This window comes from Paenochrobactrum gallinarii, assembly GCF_014205685.1.
GTDB lineage: Bacteria > Pseudomonadota > Alphaproteobacteria > Rhizobiales > Rhizobiaceae > Paenochrobactrum > Paenochrobactrum gallinarii.
In genome coordinates this window covers 1-19,966 of sequence record NZ_JACIIU010000025.1, presented here as the reverse complement: position 1 = coordinate 19,966, position 19,966 = coordinate 1, and the positions used below count along the sequence as shown (strand labels likewise).

The 19,966-nt window shown below is 46.1% G+C and carries 15 protein-coding genes and 2 pseudogenes; 9 read left to right on the top strand and 8 right to left on the bottom strand.

Going from position 1 to position 19,966, the window contains the following annotated elements; all coding sequences use genetic code 11:
* Positions 1–90: integrase core domain-containing protein (locus FHS77_RS14265; RefSeq protein WP_184224551.1), on the top strand; the 90-nt coding region annotated here is incomplete at its 5' end.
* Here the strand turns inward: FHS77_RS14265 and FHS77_RS14260 are convergent.
* The 3 genes from FHS77_RS14260 to FHS77_RS14250 form a co-directional block, all read right to left on the bottom strand.
* A complete protein-coding gene (locus tag FHS77_RS14260; RefSeq protein WP_184224549.1) occupies positions 80–271 on the bottom strand; it encodes a hypothetical protein in 192 nt (63 codons plus the stop codon). The two genes, FHS77_RS14265 and FHS77_RS14260, sit on opposite strands and share 11 nt — an antisense overlap.
* Positions 272–673: 402 nt before the next feature.
* On the bottom strand, positions 674–2,080 hold the full coding sequence (locus FHS77_RS14255; RefSeq protein ID WP_343061027.1) for a DUF6538 domain-containing protein: 1,407 nt from the start codon (positions 2,078–2,080) through the stop codon (positions 674–676).
* Positions 2,081–2,299: 219 nt separating this feature from the next.
* A complete protein-coding gene (locus FHS77_RS14250) occupies positions 2,300–2,728 on the bottom strand; it encodes an Lrp/AsnC family transcriptional regulator (protein WP_184224547.1) in 429 nt (142 codons plus the stop codon).
* A gap of 122 nt (positions 2,729–2,850) precedes the next feature.
* Between FHS77_RS14250 and FHS77_RS14245 the strand changes: the two genes are divergently transcribed.
* Positions 2,851–3,948, top strand: coding sequence for a saccharopine dehydrogenase family protein (locus FHS77_RS14245; protein ID WP_184224545.1), 1,098 nt, complete (start codon positions 2,851–2,853; stop codon positions 3,946–3,948).
* A 132-nt stretch (positions 3,949–4,080) separates the two neighbouring features.
* Positions 4,081–5,130 carry an aldo/keto reductase gene (locus tag FHS77_RS14240; protein ID WP_184224553.1) on the top strand — a complete coding sequence of 350 codons (1,050 nt, stop codon included), beginning with the start codon at positions 4,081–4,083 and terminating at the stop codon, positions 5,128–5,130.
* A 241-nt stretch (positions 5,131–5,371) separates the two neighbouring features.
* On the opposite strand, the gene FHS77_RS14235 is transcribed toward FHS77_RS14240, so the two are convergent.
* The gene (locus tag FHS77_RS14235) at positions 5,372–5,572 is read right to left on the bottom strand and encodes a hypothetical protein (protein ID WP_184224543.1); all 201 of its coding nucleotides are present in this window, start codon (positions 5,570–5,572) and stop codon (positions 5,372–5,374) included.
* A 286-nt stretch (positions 5,573–5,858) separates the two neighbouring features.
* Entirely contained in the window at positions 5,859–6,962 is a 1,104-nt protein-coding gene (locus FHS77_RS14230) for a branched-chain amino acid ABC transporter substrate-binding protein (RefSeq protein ID WP_184224541.1), read from the bottom strand.
* A 428-nt stretch (positions 6,963–7,390) separates the two neighbouring features.
* On the opposite strand from FHS77_RS14230, the gene FHS77_RS14225 reads away from it, so the two are divergent.
* A complete protein-coding gene (locus FHS77_RS14225; protein WP_184224539.1) occupies positions 7,391–8,005 on the top strand; it encodes a transglutaminase-like cysteine peptidase in 615 nt (204 codons plus the stop codon).
* A gap of 5 nt (positions 8,006–8,010) precedes the next feature.
* Here the strand turns inward: FHS77_RS14225 and FHS77_RS14220 are convergent.
* Positions 8,011–8,907: pseudogene (locus FHS77_RS14220) on the bottom strand (YifB family Mg chelatase-like AAA ATPase); the annotation flags it as partial.
* A 32-nt stretch (positions 8,908–8,939) separates the two neighbouring features.
* Between FHS77_RS14220 and FHS77_RS14215 the strand changes: the two are divergent.
* Both FHS77_RS14215 and FHS77_RS14210 read left to right on the top strand, forming a co-directional pair.
* On the top strand, positions 8,940–10,697 hold the full coding sequence (locus FHS77_RS14215; RefSeq protein ID WP_184224535.1) for a recombinase family protein: 1,758 nt from the start codon (positions 8,940–8,942) through the stop codon (positions 10,695–10,697).
* 105 nt (positions 10,698–10,802) lie between these two features.
* The gene (locus FHS77_RS14210; protein WP_184224533.1) at positions 10,803–11,072 is read left to right on the top strand and encodes a hypothetical protein; all 270 of its coding nucleotides are present in this window, start codon (positions 10,803–10,805) and stop codon (positions 11,070–11,072) included.
* A gap of 184 nt (positions 11,073–11,256) precedes the next feature.
* On the opposite strand, the gene FHS77_RS14205 is transcribed toward FHS77_RS14210, so the two are convergent.
* The gene (locus FHS77_RS14205) at positions 11,257–13,899 is read right to left on the bottom strand and encodes a DNA polymerase (RefSeq protein WP_184224531.1); all 2,643 of its coding nucleotides are present in this window, start codon (positions 13,897–13,899) and stop codon (positions 11,257–11,259) included.
* 142 nt (positions 13,900–14,041) lie between these two features.
* Between FHS77_RS14205 and FHS77_RS14200 the strand changes: the two genes are divergently transcribed.
* The 3 genes and pseudogenes from FHS77_RS14200 (at position 14,042) to FHS77_RS16445 (ending at position 19,148) form a co-directional block, all read left to right on the top strand.
* The gene (locus FHS77_RS14200; protein WP_184224529.1) at positions 14,042–15,127 is read left to right on the top strand and encodes a tyrosine-type recombinase/integrase; all 1,086 of its coding nucleotides are present in this window, start codon (positions 14,042–14,044) and stop codon (positions 15,125–15,127) included.
* An 84-nt stretch (positions 15,128–15,211) separates the two neighbouring features.
* Positions 15,212–15,451 (top strand): annotated as a pseudogene (locus FHS77_RS16300) (IS3 family transposase); the annotation flags it as partial.
* 139 nt (positions 15,452–15,590) lie between these two features.
* Positions 15,591–19,148 (top strand): autotransporter outer membrane beta-barrel domain-containing protein, encoded by a 3,558-nt coding sequence (locus FHS77_RS16445; protein WP_184224527.1) that lies wholly within the window; start codon positions 15,591–15,593, stop codon positions 19,146–19,148.
* 446 nt (positions 19,149–19,594) lie between these two features.
* On the opposite strand, the gene FHS77_RS14190 is transcribed toward FHS77_RS16445, so the two are convergent.
* A complete protein-coding gene (locus FHS77_RS14190) occupies positions 19,595–19,807 on the bottom strand; it encodes a DDE-type integrase/transposase/recombinase (RefSeq protein ID WP_184224525.1) in 213 nt (70 codons plus the stop codon).
* Between the last annotated feature and the right edge of the window lie 159 nt (positions 19,808–19,966).

Genomic DNA, 19,966 nt, shown 5'->3' with positions numbered 1-19,966 from the left:
TGGTTCGAGCATTACAATGAGCTTCACCCACATAAAGCTTTAGGATATCGTTCACCCCGTGAGTTTATCGCGGAGCAAATTAACCAGTAAAAATGGCCGATCTTTCGGGGGCAACTACATCTGCACCATAACTGGTTATGTTGAAAATGTCAGAGTTTGAATCCTCGTTGGATGCTTCATCGTCAACATTGTCATCTTTTAAGGAGATGTCATACTCGTCTCCGATAGCAATTAATGTCGCATCTTTAAGTTGGCCATCGGTGATTGTCATCTCTATCTCCAAATAAAATTATTATGAAGTTATAACATTATTTATAAATATCAACTTATTGATTATAATAATTTTTGCCCTTTTTTCTGTTCATCTTGATATCTCCTCTTCTTAGGGGGGGGCTACAGCTAGGCATTCAATGTAATTGCTAATTTCTCTACAAGTCCTAGTGTAAGGCGAATATGGAGACCCGTTTTGTATGTTATAATGCGGGTATGATCATTGTTGCTCCTAATCTTAAGAAAATAAAGTTTTTCTTTGATAGCGGATAGAGTTAGCGACAGCGAAGCGGCGATAGCTCATTGCAAATTTCTTTTACTATCTATTGTTAGAGCGTAGAGTAAATATATCCAATTGTATGTGGTCAAGAAAAAGTAGTTATGGAAATAGTTTTTTCTTTTTTTACTTATCCGCATTTGCCTTGCTCAAGTCTGGCAATTGCACCGCCTCCACACAGCGCCTTGCCTGCTCTTTTGCTGGCCCTGCTGAATAGACCCCAAGCGTCATACCTTGGCGCTTATGACCCACCACGGATGCGATAAGGGATTCCGGTTGATCAGCTTGTTCGGCCTTAGTGATGAACCAGCGGCGAAATGAGTGGAAGTTGACTAGGGAGCGCCTTCTGCCTTCAATTTCATCAGCAACGCCTACAGAGCGTCTATATTCGGTGAAATGGTTAGAGGCTTTGAATGATCGTTCCCGCGTCGATTTAGGGTTCTTTGGTGCAGGCCATTCGGGGAATATAGGGTCGTCTGGTTCTTTCCCTTTTGTTCTGCGCTCAATAATTTCGGTCAGTGCAGGATGAATAGGGCATAGGCGGGGTGCCTTTTCCTTCTTCTGAGGTTTGAAAACAAACATTCCTTCATCAAGGCAGTCACGTACACGAAGGCACACAATAGGGTCTAGGCGGCAACCTGCAAGGGCAGCAATTCTCATGAGATCGTGCATCTCTTGTGTAGCATTGCCGGACAGAAGTTTTACCATTTCCTCGTCAGTGAATGGCCTTTCTACTTCATCATGGGGTGTCTCTGGAACGGCAAGGGACTGCCCAGCCCAAACATTCAGCGGGACTTCATCACGCTTCTCAAGCCACTGCCAGTATCTCGATAGACGGCGTACATACTTATTTAGTGTGGTAGGTGATAGCGTGGGTTCCATGGCTGGTAATGCATCCATGAAGGCTACAGCGGCCTTTCGAGTAGGAAATGACTGTAGGTAAGGGGGAATGCCTTGTTCGCTGCACCAGCGCTCTAAAAGAGCAATTGCACGTTTGTCATCGGCCTTGGTACGTGGCTTGACCGTTAGCTGGCTCATGTATTGGTCGTGGTATTCGCTTAAGGGTGTCGCTTGACCATGCAGGACAGCTTTAAACTCTTGCACACGCTGAACGGCTTCGGGTGCATAGACAGGTTCTTCCTCGCCCGTGTTAGGGTCTGTGTAGGTGCCAATTTCCTGACCGAGCAATATATCTATGGTTTGAGATATGCCTGCTTCAATTTCTAGCGCATCAATATCACAAGCCGCCTTTGAGCGCTGCCTTCTAAGCTCCTCAGCAATTGCCCTTATGTCTGTCTCAGGTTTGTGTGCAGATGCAATGATACTCTGAAACTCACGCACTATAGGCCATTTGAGTTGATTGGCGATTGAAAGGCTATCGGTATTCAAAGACTGCTTTAAGCGTGTCTTTCCTATTTTCTTTTGAACGGCTTTAGGGACGCTAACAGTGACGCGCCATTTCCCTCTCTGTAGCTCAAGATATTGTGTGTTATTCGTTATACGTTTTGCCAAAGAAATACCCTCACGTACCACGCCACGTACCCCATTGACGTACCACTAAGGTACTGATAAGTCTACAAATTACTGATATTAAACTCTAATTTGGTGCGTAATGATATACCCCGCTTGGCTCCACCAAATTTTCTTCCTTATTTTATCTTGGATTTGACCATTATAATCAGCATATGCGTGCAGGTCTTTTATGTCGCTTGCAAATGCATATGATGTTACCGGTTTAGCGGTGATTAAATTTTAACGTTCGATTCGCGTTGATAAAATAATCGACGACATAGTGCGCTCGACCCCTTCCAATGCGCCGATCTGATCCAGCACCTGATCCAATTCGCCGATGGACGGGGCTTCCACCACCGCTGCCATATCATAGTGTCCGCTGACTGAGTGCAGCGAGCGTACGGCCAGAATCGTGCGCAGCCGTGCTTCCACTTGCGGCGATAATTTTGGCAGGCATGTGAGCAGCACATGAGCGCGCACCAGATCCTTTTCGTGAAGTGACGAAAGGCGCACCGTATAACCTTCAATCGCGCCGGATTTCTCCAGCCTTTCAAGGCGGCTTTGCACAGTTGTGCGCGAAACGCCCAGCCGTCTTGCCAGCTCGGTGGTGGAAGCGCGCGCATTTTCACGCAGCAATGCAATCAGGGTGTGATCGGCTTTTGTCAGCATAATGACTAAAATCTACGTCATATTGTTCAAATTAGCAACGTCATATCGCATAAAACGCAGCTACTATTTGTACGAGCTCTCTGCGATTCTAAACTCATATTCTGAATTTGAGGGAGATTGTCATGAAAGAAGTTGTCGTTGTTGGTGCGGGTAAAATTGGGGCGACTATTGCTGATCTTCTGAATGCGACGGGTGATTATGCTGTCACGGTTATTGACCGGTCACAGGCACAGCTTGATGCGTTAGAAGCATCAAAAGGCATCAAAACCAACATGATTGATATTGAAAATGCGGATGAGTTGAAAAAAGTGCTGGCCGGTAAATTTGCCGTTTTAAGTGCTGCTCCGTTTCATCTTACCACCCGTATTGCGCAAGCGGCTGCGGATGCAGAAGTGCATTATCTTGATCTGACGGAAGATGTGGCCAGCACCCGCTTTGTGAAAGATCTGGCAAAGACCGCCAAGACGTGTTTCATCCCGCAATGTGGTCTGGCGCCTGGCTTCATCTCCATTGTGGCTTATGATCTGGCCAGCCATTTTGACACGCTGGACACTGTGCGTATGCGGGTTGGTGCCTTGCCGCAATATCCATCCAATGCGCTCAACTATAATCTGACATGGAGCACGGACGGCGTTATCAATGAATATTGCGAGCCATGTGAGGCGATTGTCGATGGCGAGCTGACAGAGGTTCCGGCGCTGGAAGAGCGTGAGGAGTTTTCGCTGGATGGTGTGACCTATGAAGCCTTCAATACGTCCGGCGGGCTTGGCACTTTATGCGAAACTCTTAAAGGCAAAGTGCGCACGCTCAATTACCGCACGATTCGCTATCCCGGCCATGCGGCTATCATGAAAGCACTGCTCAATGATTTGGGGCTGAGGGATCGCCGTGATGTGCTCAAAGACATCTTTGAAAACGCGCTGCCGTCTACTTTGCAGGATGTGGTGGTGATTTTTGTGACTGTGAGTGGTCGCAAAAATGGTCGGCTGGTGCAGGAAACCTATGCCAATAAGGTTTATGCCCGTGCGATTGGTGATGTGGTGCGCAGCGGTATTCAAATCACCACAGCTTCGGCTATTTGCGCTGTCCTCGACATCCTGGCCGATGGTCATCTGCCGCAAAAAGGTTTTGTCAAACAAGAAGAAATTGCCTTGAGCAAGTTTTTAGAAAACCGCTTTGGCAAAGCCTATGCGCAGACCGACCATCATCACGGTTGCTGAGTGAAAATAGCAGGCAGCGTTTAACTTCAAGCGCTGCCTGTTGTAAAAAATGATATTGAGTGTAGCGCCTGATTGGTTTGCACGTTACATCTTGGGAACAGAATTGAACTTCCAGGGAATGTAACATTGAAAATGAAGCAACTGGGTCGTACAGGCCTGCAAGTGACCGAAATTTGTTTGGGTACGATGACATGGGGTGCTCAGAACAGTGAAGCAGATGCGCATGCTCAGTTAGATTATGCGCTAGAGCAGGGTATTAATTTTATTGATACAGCCGAAGGCTATGCCGTACCTATGTCGGTGGAAAGCTTTGGTAAGACAGAAAATCATATTGGTAGCTGGTTTAAAAAGTCCGGTGCGCGCGACAAGATTATTTTAGCCTCGAAAATTTCCGGCGGTGGCAAGCAGAAGTGGATCCGCGATGGTGCAGCACCAAACCGCCAGAATATTCGTGAAGCAGTAGAAGCAAGCCTGCGCCGCTTGCAGACTGATTATATTGATCTTTATCAAATTCATTGGCCGAGCCGTCCGAATTTTCATTTTGGTGCAGCATGGAATTATGATGCTTATTCGGATGATCCGGCGCATTCGACCGAAAGCGTGCTGGAGCGCATGGCTGATGCGCTTGAAGGACTCAATGATATGGTGAAAGAGGGGAAAATCCGTCACACGGGTCTTTCCAATGAAACCGCATGGGGCGTGATGCAGTGGCAGCGTTTGGCGCGTGAAGCGGGCTTTGCGCCGATGGTCAGCATTCAGAACGAATATGGTCTGTTGCAACGCCATTTTGATTATGATCTGGCCGAAGTTGCCCGCCATGAGAAGGTGGGCTTGCTGGCTTATTCGCCGCTTGCAGCCGGTGTGCTGACCGGTAAATATCTGGATGGCGCTATTCCTGCGGGTACGCGTGCGACCGTCGCTATTGATGGCTTCTGGCGTAACAATGAACATGCTTCAAAAGCCGTGCGGGAATATTGTTCGGTTGCTGAAAATCATGGGCTCGATATTGCCCAAATGGCGCTGGCCTTTGCTTTGAGCCGCCCGTTTATGACATCGGTTATTATCGGTGCAACATCAATGGAGCAGCTAAAGAGCAATATTGCGGCCAGTGAGCTTCGTTTAAGTGATGAGGTTCTGAGTGATATTGCGCGTGTTTATCGTGATTATCCGCGACCACTGTAAAATGGGGTAAATGGAGGCCATAATTTTACTGGCCTTAAAATGCGAAAAAGGTCGGGGTTTCCCCGACCTTCCGCTGCTTATTTCACTCGAATGCCAGTACTTCCGTGGTCATGAGCGAAATAATCTCTGTCTGTCACGACCTATAGAACACCATCATTACAGATAAATGACAGATCTTAAACTGTCAGAACTTACAATGCTGCAAAGTCCTAATGTGGTAAAGTTAATGTCTGGTGCCTGATCAGGCAGCCATGTGAACTTCTTCCACGCTGATATTGTTGTAGGCATAAATATCGCACAAGCACTCATGCATCAGATCAAGATCCACTGGGCCAATACGGCTTAATACTGTGTCCAGTTCGTCCGGCTCGACACCTTGATTGAGAAGTTCGACCAAAGCCTGGATCAAAATATGCTTATCATCAAATCTATAGCGGTGCATGATGCTCGCCCTTATATATCTGCTTGAAGTCCTGTTCTAAAATTATGGCAGGATGGTTAAAGCGGGGTTAAATCATTAAATAAAGGCTGTTTCAGCCTGATGAAATATGAGTAGATGCAGTAATATGTTGAGTTTTGAGGTGTTCGGAATTTTTGTCAAACACTTTCAACGCGGCGATAAAAAATAAAAGGCACCGCTTTCATACAGTGCCTTTTTTTATTTTTTTATATGATCAATTTTGCGCAGTTGTTTTGAAATTGGACACAAATGGCAAGATCATAATTTTTTAAAGATCGGCAATCTTGCCATCAACCCACTTGTAAAGTGAGAAGCTTGGTGAGGTCAGGTCACCTGTTTCGCCATAGCTGAGCTGGCCTATTGAGGTTGCAATCGGTTCACCGCTTTTAATGGCTTTGTTAACGGCGTCTGAATTGTCTGCCGAACCAGCTTTAGCAATACCGGCAGCCAGAACTTCCACGGCTGCATAAGCATTCATGGTGAAGGCTTCAGCCGGAATGTTTTTTGCAGCCAATGCCGCAGCCGCAGCCTTGGAATCTTCATTCTTCATTGCATCAGCAGCATTGGTGAAGATGGTGTTGTCGGCATAGCTGCCGCCGATCGCCCAATATTCGGTGTTGGAAAGACCTTCACCGCCGAGAATGGTGACATTCACGCCTGCATCTTTCAGCTGACGGGAAAGCAGGCCGCTTTCAGTGTGATAACCGCCAATATAAACCAGCTCAGCACCTGCAGCTTTCAGCTTGGTGACCAGCGCGCTATAGTCCTTTTCGCCCGGTGTCACTGCATCATAATGCACTTCTGTCATGCCGCCTTTGTTGATGGCTGCTTTAAATGCATCCGCAAGGCCTTTACCATAAGCTGCCTTATCATGAACGATGGCAACTTTTTTATCCTTCATATTAGCCAGAACATAGTCGGCCATCACGTCTGCCTGCTGGTCGTCACGGCCACAGGTACGCAGGATATAATCAAGACCGCGATTGGTCAGGTCAGGGCCGGTTGCCGTTGGAGTAACCATAACAACGCCGTTTTCAGACAAAGCGTCGGAAACAGGCATGGTAACGCCGGTGGTCACAGGGCCAACGACAAATTTGATGCCGTCTGCGATGATCTGGTTGGCAGCAGAAACGCCTTGTTTTGGCTCACCCGCATCATCAACAACTTTGAGTACGAGCTTTTCACCAAGCACACCGCCGTTTTTATTGATTTCTTCAACAGCAGTTTCAGCGCCATTTTTAACTTGCTCACCAAAAGCGGCCACAGGGCCGGTGAGTGGTGCAATCAAACCGATAGTGATGTCTGCATAAGCTGCGCTGGCAAAACCCAGACTGGCGGCAAATACAACGCCTGACAGAAGCTTGATCTTCATTCCATTCTCCTTGATCGGGATTAATCCCTTATTGTCTTCTTTTGCAGCCGTGGATTTTCTCAAAATCCGATCGGCTGTTTCCCCCGCAATTATCAAGTGCTGTCGCAGCAGCTTTTATAAAAGCCTGAGTTTAATGGCAGGAACGGTCTGTTCCCTTAATCTAATTACAAAGCACTTCTATAATTTGAATGCAATAGTCTGTTTGTAGGGGGTGCTGCGCAATAAAATTATTAAAATACATTCTCCGGCCTATCTGACTTTCGGATGTTTATTGCGTAATCAGATCCTGAATAGAGGAAAATGGGAGTTTGTGATTGTTAACCAATTTTTAAGAAGTTCGGGGCGGAAAGCTCTCTTCGAATTGACTCTTACCTCCGCCTGCCGTTAACGTTTTGTTAATGTTTGAACCCGCGGCAAAGGCGTTGAGTATGTTTCCCGTGTTTAAAAAAGTTTCAGTTGGTGTTTTAAGTGCAGCGGCCGCATTGGGCCTCTTTGCATCATCTGCCGCTGCATCGGGTGAATTTATGATCACTGGTGGTCTGACCTCACAGCCAATCGGCCATTATGAATTCTGCAAACGTGAAAGTGCTGAATGCAATATCCGCAACAAAAGCATGGCACCTTTGAAGCTCAATCAGCAGGTCTGGAACAAGATTGTGCAGGTCAATCTTACCGTTAATAATCGTATTCAGCCGATGACTGATATGGAAATTTTCGGTCAGGAAGAATATTGGGCCTATCCGACAAATGTCGGCGATTGTGAAGATTATGTTCTGTTTAAGCAGCGCGAATTGGCAAAAGCTGGTGTTTCACTGTCCCATATGCTGATCACTGTTGTGCGCAAACCGGATGGTGAAGGCCATGCGGTTTTAACATTGCGCACAGATCGCGGCGATTTCATTCTTGATAATCTGACCGATGAAATTTTGAACTGGCAGGCAACGGATTACACCTATCTGAAGCGTCAGTCTGACCAGAATAGCGGCCAGTGGGTTTCGATTGAAGCACCAAGCAATCTGGTTGTTGGTTCGGTTCGCCGCTAATAGCCTCAAGCTGATAATAAGCGTTCAGCGCCCATGCGATATGAAATCGCCTCAGCCAGATGTTTGGCGCTGATATTGTCTTGCGCCTCCAGATCTGCAAGTGTGCGCGCAACTTTCAAAATACGATGATAGGCGCGGGCAGAAAACTGCATGGCTTTGCTGGCACTGTGCAAAAGCTGCAAGCCTGCCTGATCCGGCACGGCAATCTTTTCCACCAAAGCGGTCGGGCAACTGGCATTGGTTATAAAACTATCAAGTCCTAAACTCAGATAACGCTGTTGTTGAATTTGGCGCGCATTGGCAACACGCGCGGCAATCACTGCACTGCTTTCACCATTGGCGGGCTGGATCAGATCCATGGCCGAGACCGCTGCCACATCCACCCGCAGATCAATACGGTCAATCAAAGGGCCGGAAACGCGCGCCTGATAATCGCTCTGGCAGCGCGGGCCCCTGGCACAGGTGTGCCCCGGCTCTCCTGCCATGCCGCAGCGGCAGGGGTTCATGGCGGCAATCAGCTGAAAGCGTGCCGGATATTGGGTGCGATGTTGCACGCGGGCGATAATGACTTCACCCGATTCTAAGGGCTGACGCAGAGAATCGAGCACTTGCGGGCTATATTCCGGCAATTCATCCAGAAACAGCACGCCATTATGAGCAAGGGAGACTTCCCCCGGTTTAGCGCGATGGCCACCACCAACCATCGCGGCCATGGAAGCGGAATGATGGGGCGCACGAAAAGGGCGCTGGTCGGAAAGGCGGCCGCCCGTCAGTTCTCCTGCAATGGAAGAAATCATCGAAACATCAAGCAGTTCACGTGGCGAAAGCGGTGGCAGGATTGTCGGCAATCTTTGCGCGAGCATCGACTTACCGGATCCGGGAGGCCCCACCATCAGGATGTTGAGGTCAATTAATTTTCTGGTATTGTATAGAAATGATCACAAAACCTCATCAGCCATTCGCCTATTCCTATGTCCGTATGTCGACGGATATGCAGCTCAAAGGTAACAGCTTACAGCGCCAAAAAGAAAAATCGAAAGAATATTCGATCCGTAATGGGCTCTTATTAATCGAAGATTTTGAAGACATTGGAGTATCAGCATTTAAGGGAAAAAATGTTAAAACTGGGATGCTCGGGAATTTCATATCTTTAATTGAAAACAATAAGATACCCGTAGGTTCATACCTCTTAATCGAGTCATTGGATCGGTTAAGTAGAGAAGGTATCTTCGAATCTATTCCACTATTCATTAAAATACTTAAGTCTGGAATAAAGATCGTTACACTGATTGATGAGCAAGTGTACGGCGCTGAAAATGCAGATTTCAAAGACTTACTGTACCCGTTGATCGTATTAAGCCGTGCCCATGAGGAATCGGTCGCCAAAAGTTATCGAGTTGGCAAAGCTTGGGCAAACAAAAGAAAAAATATCAATGAGCGTAAACTTACAAAAGTATGCCCCGCTTGGTTAAAATTAAATACAGATACAAATACGTTTGAGGTTATTCCGGGAAGGGATGATGTAGTTAAACGTATATTTGATCTGGCAGATTCAGGTTATGGTTCTTATTCTATTGGTCGCATTCTTAACAATGAATGCATTCCGCCATTTAGCGAAACCTCAAAGGGATGGCATGCATCATATATCACTAGAATAATTAATAACAGATCGGTTTTAGGTGAGTTCCAGCCCCATAAGTATGTAAATGGAACTGCTCAGCCAGACGGTGATATGGTCCCTGATTATTTTCCTCAGTTAATTGATGAAGAGCAGTTTTTACGCATTAAACATGCGCGCCGGAAGCGACAGGTTGAAGGAGCAGGTCGAAAAGGTCCTCTGTATAGAAATTTATTTTCGAGAATTGCCAAATGTGCTTACTGTGGCACACCTATGCGCTTCGTATACAAAGGGCTTCCGCCTAAAGGTGGGCAATACCTAAGATGCACCAACGCTGAACGTCATTTCGACTGTTCCGCATCGAGTTGGCGCTACGAGCATTTTGAAAACGTATTTCTCTTATTTGTTCATGAGCTAGATCTTGTTGAAACTTTAAAACGTGCTGACGAACAATCAGAGCGTTACACATTGGAGCAAAAACTGGTCTCCATTAATGAGAATATACGGGGTAAGAGGGAATTACTAAACACAACTTTTGAAATGCTTCAAACAAGCAATAGCGCGAAGGCTTTCGTTCAATCGAAAATTGAGGAAATTTCAGCTGAAATTTTGGAGCTTGAAAATCAGAAGGAAGCTGTAGAAGGCAAATTAAAGGAAGATGCTTCTCTCCCTCCCGTTGATGACCAGCAGATAAAATTATTGATCAAAGAACTTCAGGATGCTGACGATGTCGATCTGGAGCGGAAACGTCGTATCGTTGCTAATAGACTTCAAATGATGATTAAGTCTCTCACGCTTGCTCCCGACGGGGTGCGAAAAGATGCCGAAAAAATTGTGCTATCCCAATTTGGATCGTCCGAAGCGCTGTTTGATTTCTTCGAAACAGGATCGCCCTCAGATGAGGCGGGTACATATATGTCATTTTCTGTCGTACTTTTAGACGGCATTATGCGAAGAGTGACCGTAAGCCGTGGAGACCCCTTGAAAGTTATAGAACTGTTAACAGTGGATAAGCATGGACTTATTACTGAAACTGAACAAACCCACGAAAGTCTGAGTGAATGGAAAACCTGACGACCATTCAGCGGCAGTAGTTCGCTTCGCTGCCTATTCGTAAGCAGATGTTGTCTTGGCATGGAGTTGACCTGATTCTCGTTTCTCACAATAAGGAGAAACGATATGTCGAAACCGAAAAACGTCGCTGCCATTCCCGCTGACAAAGCGATCATTGAGGCCGCAATTTCGGAAGGAAAAAGACTGATTGTTGCTGGAAAGTCCAAGATTGATACCGCGCTTGCCATCTACGAAAAGCTTGAAGGAATGGAGCAAGACGTGATTGTGAAAGCATTTATCGAAGGGGCAACGCTGACAGAAAAAGGAGCCCTCACATATTGGTATAATTGTCGGCGACGTTTAGCTAAAGAACGTCGTAATGGGCTTCGAGGATAGCCCCTATTCCCGATAATTCTCAAAATCCGTAAATGTTACATATGGGAGGTGGGGGCGTAACATTTACGGATTTTATATTTCCATTATCGTCAACGATACGGGGGAAGGCTTGGAAAAAATTCTAAAATCCGTGCTGAAACCTTTATCCCCATAGCATACGGCTCTCCTGCGATTTTAGAATTTTTTACACGGCTTCCCCCGGGACAAATAACTCAATTTCAAGTTCAGGGTAAAATTCAGCCTTCAATTTTTTTAAAGCTTCGACGACCCTAGGTGTAGGTGGCGTGCTGTGTGGTTCGAACGTTTTCTTCTTGCCGTTATCAATATCGCTAATTTTGCACTCTATACCGCAAGTCACCAAGGCATTAAGGAAATCCTTGTGTTTCATTTTTCTATTACTTCGGATTATGTCGAAACCTGCTTGGTGCTGCTGATAAGCTCGCGTCAAGCTTTCCCGCAGCCTCTTTAAATCTCCATTGGTTTTCGACAGATATTTTTTAGATCTTTCTCCGAGGGAATCTTTTGATGTCCTGTATGTTACAAAAGAGTTGAAGTCCTCTAGTGATTTCAGAACGTGTGGATCTTTCTTATCGTAGTTTTCCCAATTCTCTCGCACAAGATTAAACTCCTTAATGTCATCCACGGGCACTGTTTCGAATGTAAGATGGGTATACTCATCACCTTCAAAAACAAAGACGGTATCGCGTGCGTTTACAGGCTTCCTTTTCCAGTCAAATTCCATTGAAAGCCGTTTGGTCACTGACCGAAATACGAAATCTGTTTCGCCGCGCACCATATCTTTGATACCGACACTGGATTTGTATTGAAATTTTTGATCGGGTCTGCGGCTTAAGAACAGACTTAACGTCTCTCGATTCTCTTCAAACAGATCATTGAGCGGATTTGTTTTGATACCTCCTTTTTGCAAGACAATTCCGTTGTTACCTTCACCCGGTTTTAGCGTTGCTGCGCCTCGCGTTCGCCAGCCGACAGGTTGGCGAACTATGTGCTTAATCTCCAAAGGACTGGCATTGTCGAGGTGACTACGGGCATGTCGAAATGATTCGAACATCTCTCCGCTTGTTGCCAATTCGATACCTTGGTCGCTCGAATTTGAGAGAAAGCCGTCTGTCGTAACACTGAAGACATGTACATCTTCAGGAAAACCGTTGTGAATCTCGCCAAGGACTGCTCGCGTGTATGATGTGATAAAAGATGCGAAATACGGCTGGGTTATCTTACTCGGCGGAAGCGTTTGCATTCCATCGTCTTGAAGGTTGTATACTCGCTTATCGCGAAGACCTTGAGCCGTTTTTCCATAGGTGCTGTTGCCGACCTCTTTCCAAAACAGGTTGTCAAAAGTTCCCTTCTCATGCGCTGTACGTTTTTCTATGCATTCCTTGATGAAATCCCTGAAAATTGGCTGCTCTGGATCCGAGGGAACATGGACGCCTTTGCGGAAGGTTAATTGCGCACCGAGTTTCTTGGTAACATAGAGTTCAGGGGCCGCACATTTCGAGTTGCCTTTACGCGGGAAAATAATTCCATTTGCAGTGCGGACTGGTAGCGTTGGGAAGCGTACAGATTCAGGAAACTCAAAGTCCACGGAAAAGAAACTTAGGTCTAGAGGTCCAACATTATCAAGTGTTGCTAGATTGGTGACGTTGTCCCAGTCCGGCATGCCTATTAGTGACATCGCTGTTGTATAGGCTGAACTTAAATCGTGGTCTCTCCACTGTCCTTCGTCTGCAATTCCGAATATGAACTGCTCATTTCTGCCGCCATGGTAGGTCTCAGTGATGAACGCCTCATTGAAATAAGCTTCCTCTTTCAATGGCGTCAAAGTTTTGGTTTTGAAATAGCCGGCTTTCTTGCTGAAAAATCTATCCTTGATGATCTCACGTCCCAAGATTTGATTGCTATCCGCCCCACCGTTTTGCCACCCGAGAAGCAGCAGCTTGGTTCCAAAAGACGTCAACGTCGCTGGCATTTTGAAAGATTCGAAGAGCGTTAAACTCTGCTGAATTATCCGCTCGGCAAAACGGACACACACTTGGGCATCGCGGATCGCATACTCACGAAACTCGTTCCACCGTTCCCTTCTGAAACGTCCCATGTTTTCCTTAATTTCTCGCTCTTCCTCCGCTGTCTGAGCGAGCTGAATTTTGGGGAAACCGAGGAGGTCCCCGATACCTGCAAGCGATTTGGCGTTGCTCGGAGCTAGCAAGATAGTGTCGCGGACGATGACAGAAAACTCGGCAATTGGTTTATCCGCTTCGCCAAACGTCACTGGAATAGCACTGTCAATGCTGACGAATGTGCTTCTGACGTTAGAAGTCAGTCGCGCGTTGTCTTTGAAGTCGCTAAATGCCGGAAAATCCGCTCGGATGAAATGTCCTAGAAGGTAGATAGAATTCGGCAGTTTCACATCGGGAAACTTCTCAATCAGCGATCCAACCGCAAAACCTATAAACTCAGCAAGAGTTAATCGTTTATCTGCATCGGGGATGATAATTCCATCTGTTTCAGGTGGGTGAGGCTGTCCGTCTTTGGTAATAAGCTTGATTGAGAATTGGTAGGAAAGAAGTTCGTTTTTTGCACCTGCTTCAATGGTGCTATCCTGCTCGTTAGCGCTTAAGGACTGATACTCTGTGTCAAATCCTACGAGAAGATGGGCACTTGGCTCTTTCTTTTTCGTTCGCTTTTTTCCGTCAACAGGCGGTTCAGAGATATTGTGGCTCTGAATAGATACTGTTTTAGTTCTGCCACCTTCATCGTCAGGCTCGATCTTAAAAGTAAATTTGTTTTCAAGCTTGGGCTTAGGCATCTACGCCCTTTCCAGGTTTTAGCGTATCGATGTATGGGGATCGTACATGATCCCTTAGGCTTGCTAGTACTCGATCTCATTATGCCGTTGAACATTCCCTTGCATAGGTAGGATATCTCGATATTCAAAAAGGGAGATTGTGTTGCTGGTAAAACGTGGTAATTCGAAGTTCTGGTATGCCCAGTTTCAAATTGATCATCAAACGATCGTCCGGTCAACAAAGACGTCTGACCGAAAGGTAGCTCTACAAGTTGCTGTAAAAATTCGGGCTGACGCTCACGCCGAACTACTGCTTGGTAAGAAGGCGTCGATTACGTTGGAAACAGCTCTTCGTCGTTTTGCGAATTCAAAGCTCGGAACACCAAACCATCGGAATCTGGAAAGTCAGATCAGGGTAATTTTGTCATTAATAAGTGGTACGATTCCTTTGATAAAGGTCAGCTCCGATACCCTTGAAAGTTTTCGCCAAAAGCGGTTATCCCAAGGATGCGCATCACAGACTATCAAGCACGGTATCAACTGTCTGATAGGAGCGATCCATCTTGCTCGGAAGGACGGATATCAAAGTCCGTCAATTACTGTGCCCAGCATTAGAATACCGAATTCTAAAATACGATATCTGAGTATCGAGGAAGAGTGTCGCCTGCTTTATGAACTTTCCCCTACACGTGTCGCAAAGGGCCTATCTGCTGATCCGTCTTGTCGGCAGGGTAGACAGAAATGGATGCAAGACAATTATGATCTTGTCGTCATGCTTATCGATACTGGCGCACGTTACAGCGAAATCGCTAATCTCGCCTGGAAGGACATTGATATAAACAGGGGTGAAATACGCCTGTGGAGGTCCAAAGTTCAAAATGAAAGCGTGATCTACATGACTGATCGCGTGGAAACGATCCTCTGCCGTCGTCTGCGGGAGAGTAATGCGTTATTCGTTTTCGTTAACAAGGCGGGAGAGAAGAGAGGGTATTCGGCTGTTGCCATCCGCAAAGCGTTCCGTCGTGCTGGCCTTGACGATTGCACTATTCACACGCTTCGCCATACACATGCTACACGTCTTATTCAAAATGGATTGTCGATCCAAGAAGTCAAAGTCGTGCTTGGTCACTCTGATATTCGAACAACGATGAGATATGCCCATCTTGAACAGGCTGTTATTACGCGCAAGGCACGCGATGTTGTTAACGCCGTTAATGCTGTTAACCAGTCTGGTGAAGCTAGAGCGTAAGCATCTCAAGCTTATTGCCTAGCGCGAACAACGCCGGAAAACGTGCTGTAAACCCTCAATGTTGTTAGAGTGGTACGGTTTCCTTCCATTTCAATGGAAGGAAAAAAAGCGTTTACCGTGAAAATGTTTTTTGAGCTTCTCTGGCGGACGATCAAATACTAGGAGTGCTATCCTCACGCTTACAAAAGCGTATCCGAAGCTAGTATTGGCGTCGGTCGAAATCTGACCTTCTATAACTGCCAACGCCCTTTTTCATCGCTTAAACGGGAGACCCCGGATCAGGTTTACTTTAACGCTCTGACACCAATAATGGTGGCAGAATAATCGCGGCGGAAATCCAATTAAAGAAACGCTCGAATCTGTTCAGACAAACCGAACCACTTCTCAATTATACAAATTGACTCATTAGAATTAGGGGGGTACTCCAAATAACCTATGGTTGCATTTGGTGGGAAGTATACAGGTGTCTTCAAAAAGTAAGTTATTAACTGCTGTTTCTACAATATTGTTGGCAAGTGTGTGCTTGCCGTCGGCGGCGTTTTCGCAAGTTGGAATGCATTTTGAAAATGGTCAGCCCAATACGATGTTGGGTCCCGTTTTGACGAATGGGATTGGTGAGGCTGCCTTAAGCGTAGCAAAGACTGGTACTATTGTTGTCGGCACTGGGGTAACTATAACAACTCAAGGAGACGGTTCTGTCGGCGTAAATGTGACGACTGAAGGTGAAGCCGATCTAACTGGTGTGACCGTAACGACGGAAGGAATCGGTTCCCACGGATTAAACATTGTTGGGCCGGGAACAATTGATCTCACCAATTCAGCTGTTACGACTACGGGCGGTACGGCTTATGGTGCCCATTTAAATGGCGAAGGTTCTGTTCTTAATCTTAAAAATACTGAATTGCGCTCAGAGGAATCAAAAGGAATTTCTGCAAGCAATGGTGCTGTCGTTACTGTTGATGGTGGTGTGTTGCAAGCCGGTGGTCCTGCATCTGGTGGCGGAGCGCTGCACCTTGAAAATAGTAATGGTTCTTTGACTCATGTAACTATTAAGACGACAAGTGGCGGTGTAAAAGCTGAAAGCACTAATAACAGTGATCTTGGTACTAATGTAGTATTAGAAAATGTAAAGATTGAATCAACGGGAAACCAAAGTCGCGGTGTGTCAGCGGATGGTTCGAAAACAATTGTCGATGTTAGTGGCTTATCATTCACGAGTGATGGTCGGCTATCAGATGGCATTTCTGCAAGCAATAGTAGCACAGTAAATATAGAGTCATCTGATATTAACACTGAGGGAGATTCTGCTCACGGAGTTAGCGCACAGACTGGTGCAAAGGTGACTATCTCGGATAACACCAATATTAAAGTTGGTGGTAAAAGCTCGTATGGTGTGAGCGCTGGAAGCGGCTCTGATGTAACTATTGATAAGTCAGTAATAACCGTTACAGGAAGAAGCGGCATTAATTATGGTGTATTCGCCATTAATGATGATACACGCGTTACAATCAAAAATGGCACCAGTATTGATACAACGGCAAGCGCTGGCGCTCATGGGATACATGCAGCGGGCGGAGCTTCTGTTGATGTTAGAGAAACAGTAGTTCAGTCATCTGGCAATGGATTGAATATTGGCACTGGCGGTACATTAATTGCAGACGATATTAGCGTAACCAGTAAGCTGTCAGGAGTGATGGTGGCTGGTGGCACTGAGGGGCCCGCAGAGCTTACGATTAGTAACTCACGAGTTGAAAGTGCTGGCACTGGTGGATCACAAGATTATGGGATGCGCGTCACTGGTTCGACCGGCAAAATTACTAGTAATAATGTAGGATTGGTAACTGATGGTCGCGGCCGTAATGGTTTTGTTGCACACGAAGGTGGAGCAATGATTATGACGGGTGGGAGCATCACGACTAAAAGCGGTACATCGACCGGTGGTTATGTAAACTATGGCACTGCGATTATTAGTGGTACGGAAATTACAACTTCTGGGTCGGAGTCTCATGGTCTAAGTGCGCATGTGGATGGAGATATTGATCTTACTGGTGTTAAGATTAAAACCTCGGGTGAGGATGCCAAAGGGCTTCTCGTTTTCAATAGAGGCTTTATTCATGGCGACGCTCAAGTTGAAACAACAGGTGTGGGGGCACATGGTGTCGCTGCCGTAGGTGAGGGTAAAATTTCACTTGAGAATTCCAATATTTCTACGACTGGAGAATATGCGGCTGGGATTGCAGCAGCACCACGAGCTTTCGACATTCCATTTGTTGGCAAAGCAACTATCGAAATTGCAGACTCTACAGTTACGTCACTAAATGGTGCATCTGTATTCGTTGGCCAAGGCTCTGATCTGGATCTTAAGCTTTTAAATACAGATTTAGTGGCGAATAACGGTGAGCTATTCAATGTGATATTGGGCGGCACAATGAATGCGTCCATTACCAATGCTAATTTGAAGGGCGCTGCATTGCGTCAGGAAGATTCAACTTCAAATCTGAGGATGGATAATACATCATGGTTGGTAACTGGGGATTCAGATCTTACTTCACTGGGTGGTGTTAACTCAAGCTTCATTGAATTTGCTGCGCCAACTGGTGATGCAGAGGATGCTGGGTCTTATCTCACATTGACTGTTGGTGATTATAGCTCAGATAATTCCACAGTCACTTTTAACACATGGTTAGGTGATGATAATTCTCCGACCGATCTATTGCATGTTACAAATGATACGAGTGGCAACACAATTGTTCGTGTCAATAATACAGGTGGCCCAGGCAAGAAGACTACGGGCGATGGTATCATGCTTGTTAAAGTCGATGGTCTGTCAGAAGGCACATTCGAGCTTGATGAAGATTATACTGTTCATGATGGGCGTAAGGTCGTTGTTTCAGGTGCTTATGCATATTCACTGCATAAGGATGGTGTTTCTGTTGAAACGGGTGACTGGTATCTTCGTTCACAACGAACAGAAACAGACCCGGAAGAGCCTCTATATCAGGTAGGTGTTCCTGTTTATGAAGCTTATCCGCAGCTTCTACTTGGTCTGAATAGTCTGCCCACCTTGCAGCAGCGTGTTGGCAATCGCTATTGGAATAATGCTGGCAATAAAGTTCTTTCACAAGGTGCAGATGCTATCGAAGCCTATGCTCCTGCTGAAGAAGCTGGCGTTCTGATCGAAGAAAATGCTATCTGGGGTCGTATTGAAGGATCACATACCAAGATTAAGTCAAAGACTTCCACTTCCAGCACTGACTATGATTACAACACATTCAAAATGCAGGCTGGCCTTGATGGTCTGCTGAGTGAGACTGATGATGGCAAACTCATCGGTGGTGTAACAGTTCACTATGCTCATGGTAAGGCGAATGTCTATTCAGCGCATGGTGATGGCGACATCAAAACCAATGGCTATGGTTTTGGCGGCACACTGACCTGGTACGGTGAGAATGGTTTCTATGTCGACAATCAGGCTCAGCTCACTTGGTATGATAGTGATCTGAATTCTGATAGTGCGAATAGAACATTGAAGCATGGCAATAATGGATTTGGCTATGCACTGTCCGTCGAAACAGGTAAGCGCATCACTATCGACGAAAACTGGTCTGTAACACCACAAGCTCAGTTGATGTATTCCAATGTGCGCTTTGATAGCTTCACCGACACCTTTGGGTCACGAGTATCCAAAAGCAGAGCTGATAGCCTTCAGGGTCGGCTTGGGATCAGCGCTGATTACCAGAACTCATGGCTGAATGATCAAGGTACAACCAACCGTAGCTATGTTTATGGTATTGCTAATCTCTACAATGAATTCCTTAATGGAACGAAAGTGGATGTTAGCGGCGTAAGCTTCACCAATAAGCGTGAAACTCTATGGGCAGGTATTGGTCTTGGTGGTTCCTACAATTGGAATGATGACAAATACTCGGTCTATGGTGAGGGTTCTGTCAACACCAGTCTGAAGAACTTTGGCGATAGCTATAACTATAAGGGAACTGTTGGCTTCCGCGTTAAGTGGTAAATTTCTAGCCCGTTAGTAAAATTATGAAAATAAAACCGCCGGTGAGTAACTGGCGGTTTTTTTGTAAAAGCAATGAATATTATTCACGTTTAATTCGGGCTGCGATTAACTCCGGATCTCGTCGGCCGCTATCATCCAGTTTGCATGTCAGCTCATCAATGCTTTTCGCCGTAGCAATCGGAATGACTGTTTCAATCTCGCAGAGCAGGGTGAAGTGGTCCTGTTTTTCTGAGCAGGTTTACGGTTCCGCTAAGATGAACCTTAGTTAGATTTCATGCTGCTTGCTTGATATGTATTGCGCTAAATCCACTATTCGGCGTTTGCTTATCAGGGTCGGTGTGTGGTCGCTATGAGTTGTAAAATCCAATCCGGTCTTTGATCACGCGTTTGGCTTGGAAACCATCCAACAGTTCATGCAAATATATGGCCTCTTGCTTGAAGGATCGTCATAGTCTTTTGATGAAAATTTTATCGAGATAACACCCACGACCATCCATTGATATTTTGATCTTGGCATCAGTCAGAATAGCGATCCAGTCCCTTCCAGTAAACTGCGCTCCTTGATCGGTATTCATTATTTCAGGCTTGCCATATTTGAGAATAGCCTCATTCAAGGCTTCAATGCAGAAACTGGTACCATCGTATTGGAGAGCCGACATGACAGCACCTTGCGCGTTGTCCAATCCATAAGGCAACTAGATAAGGAAAGCCACGCTGCATGGGGAGTGGAGTAAGAAGCGCAAACGCGCTTCTCCTCCCCGAACCGTACGTGCACCTTTCAGCGCATACGGCTCTCCATTCAAACTTGGCCCATGGCC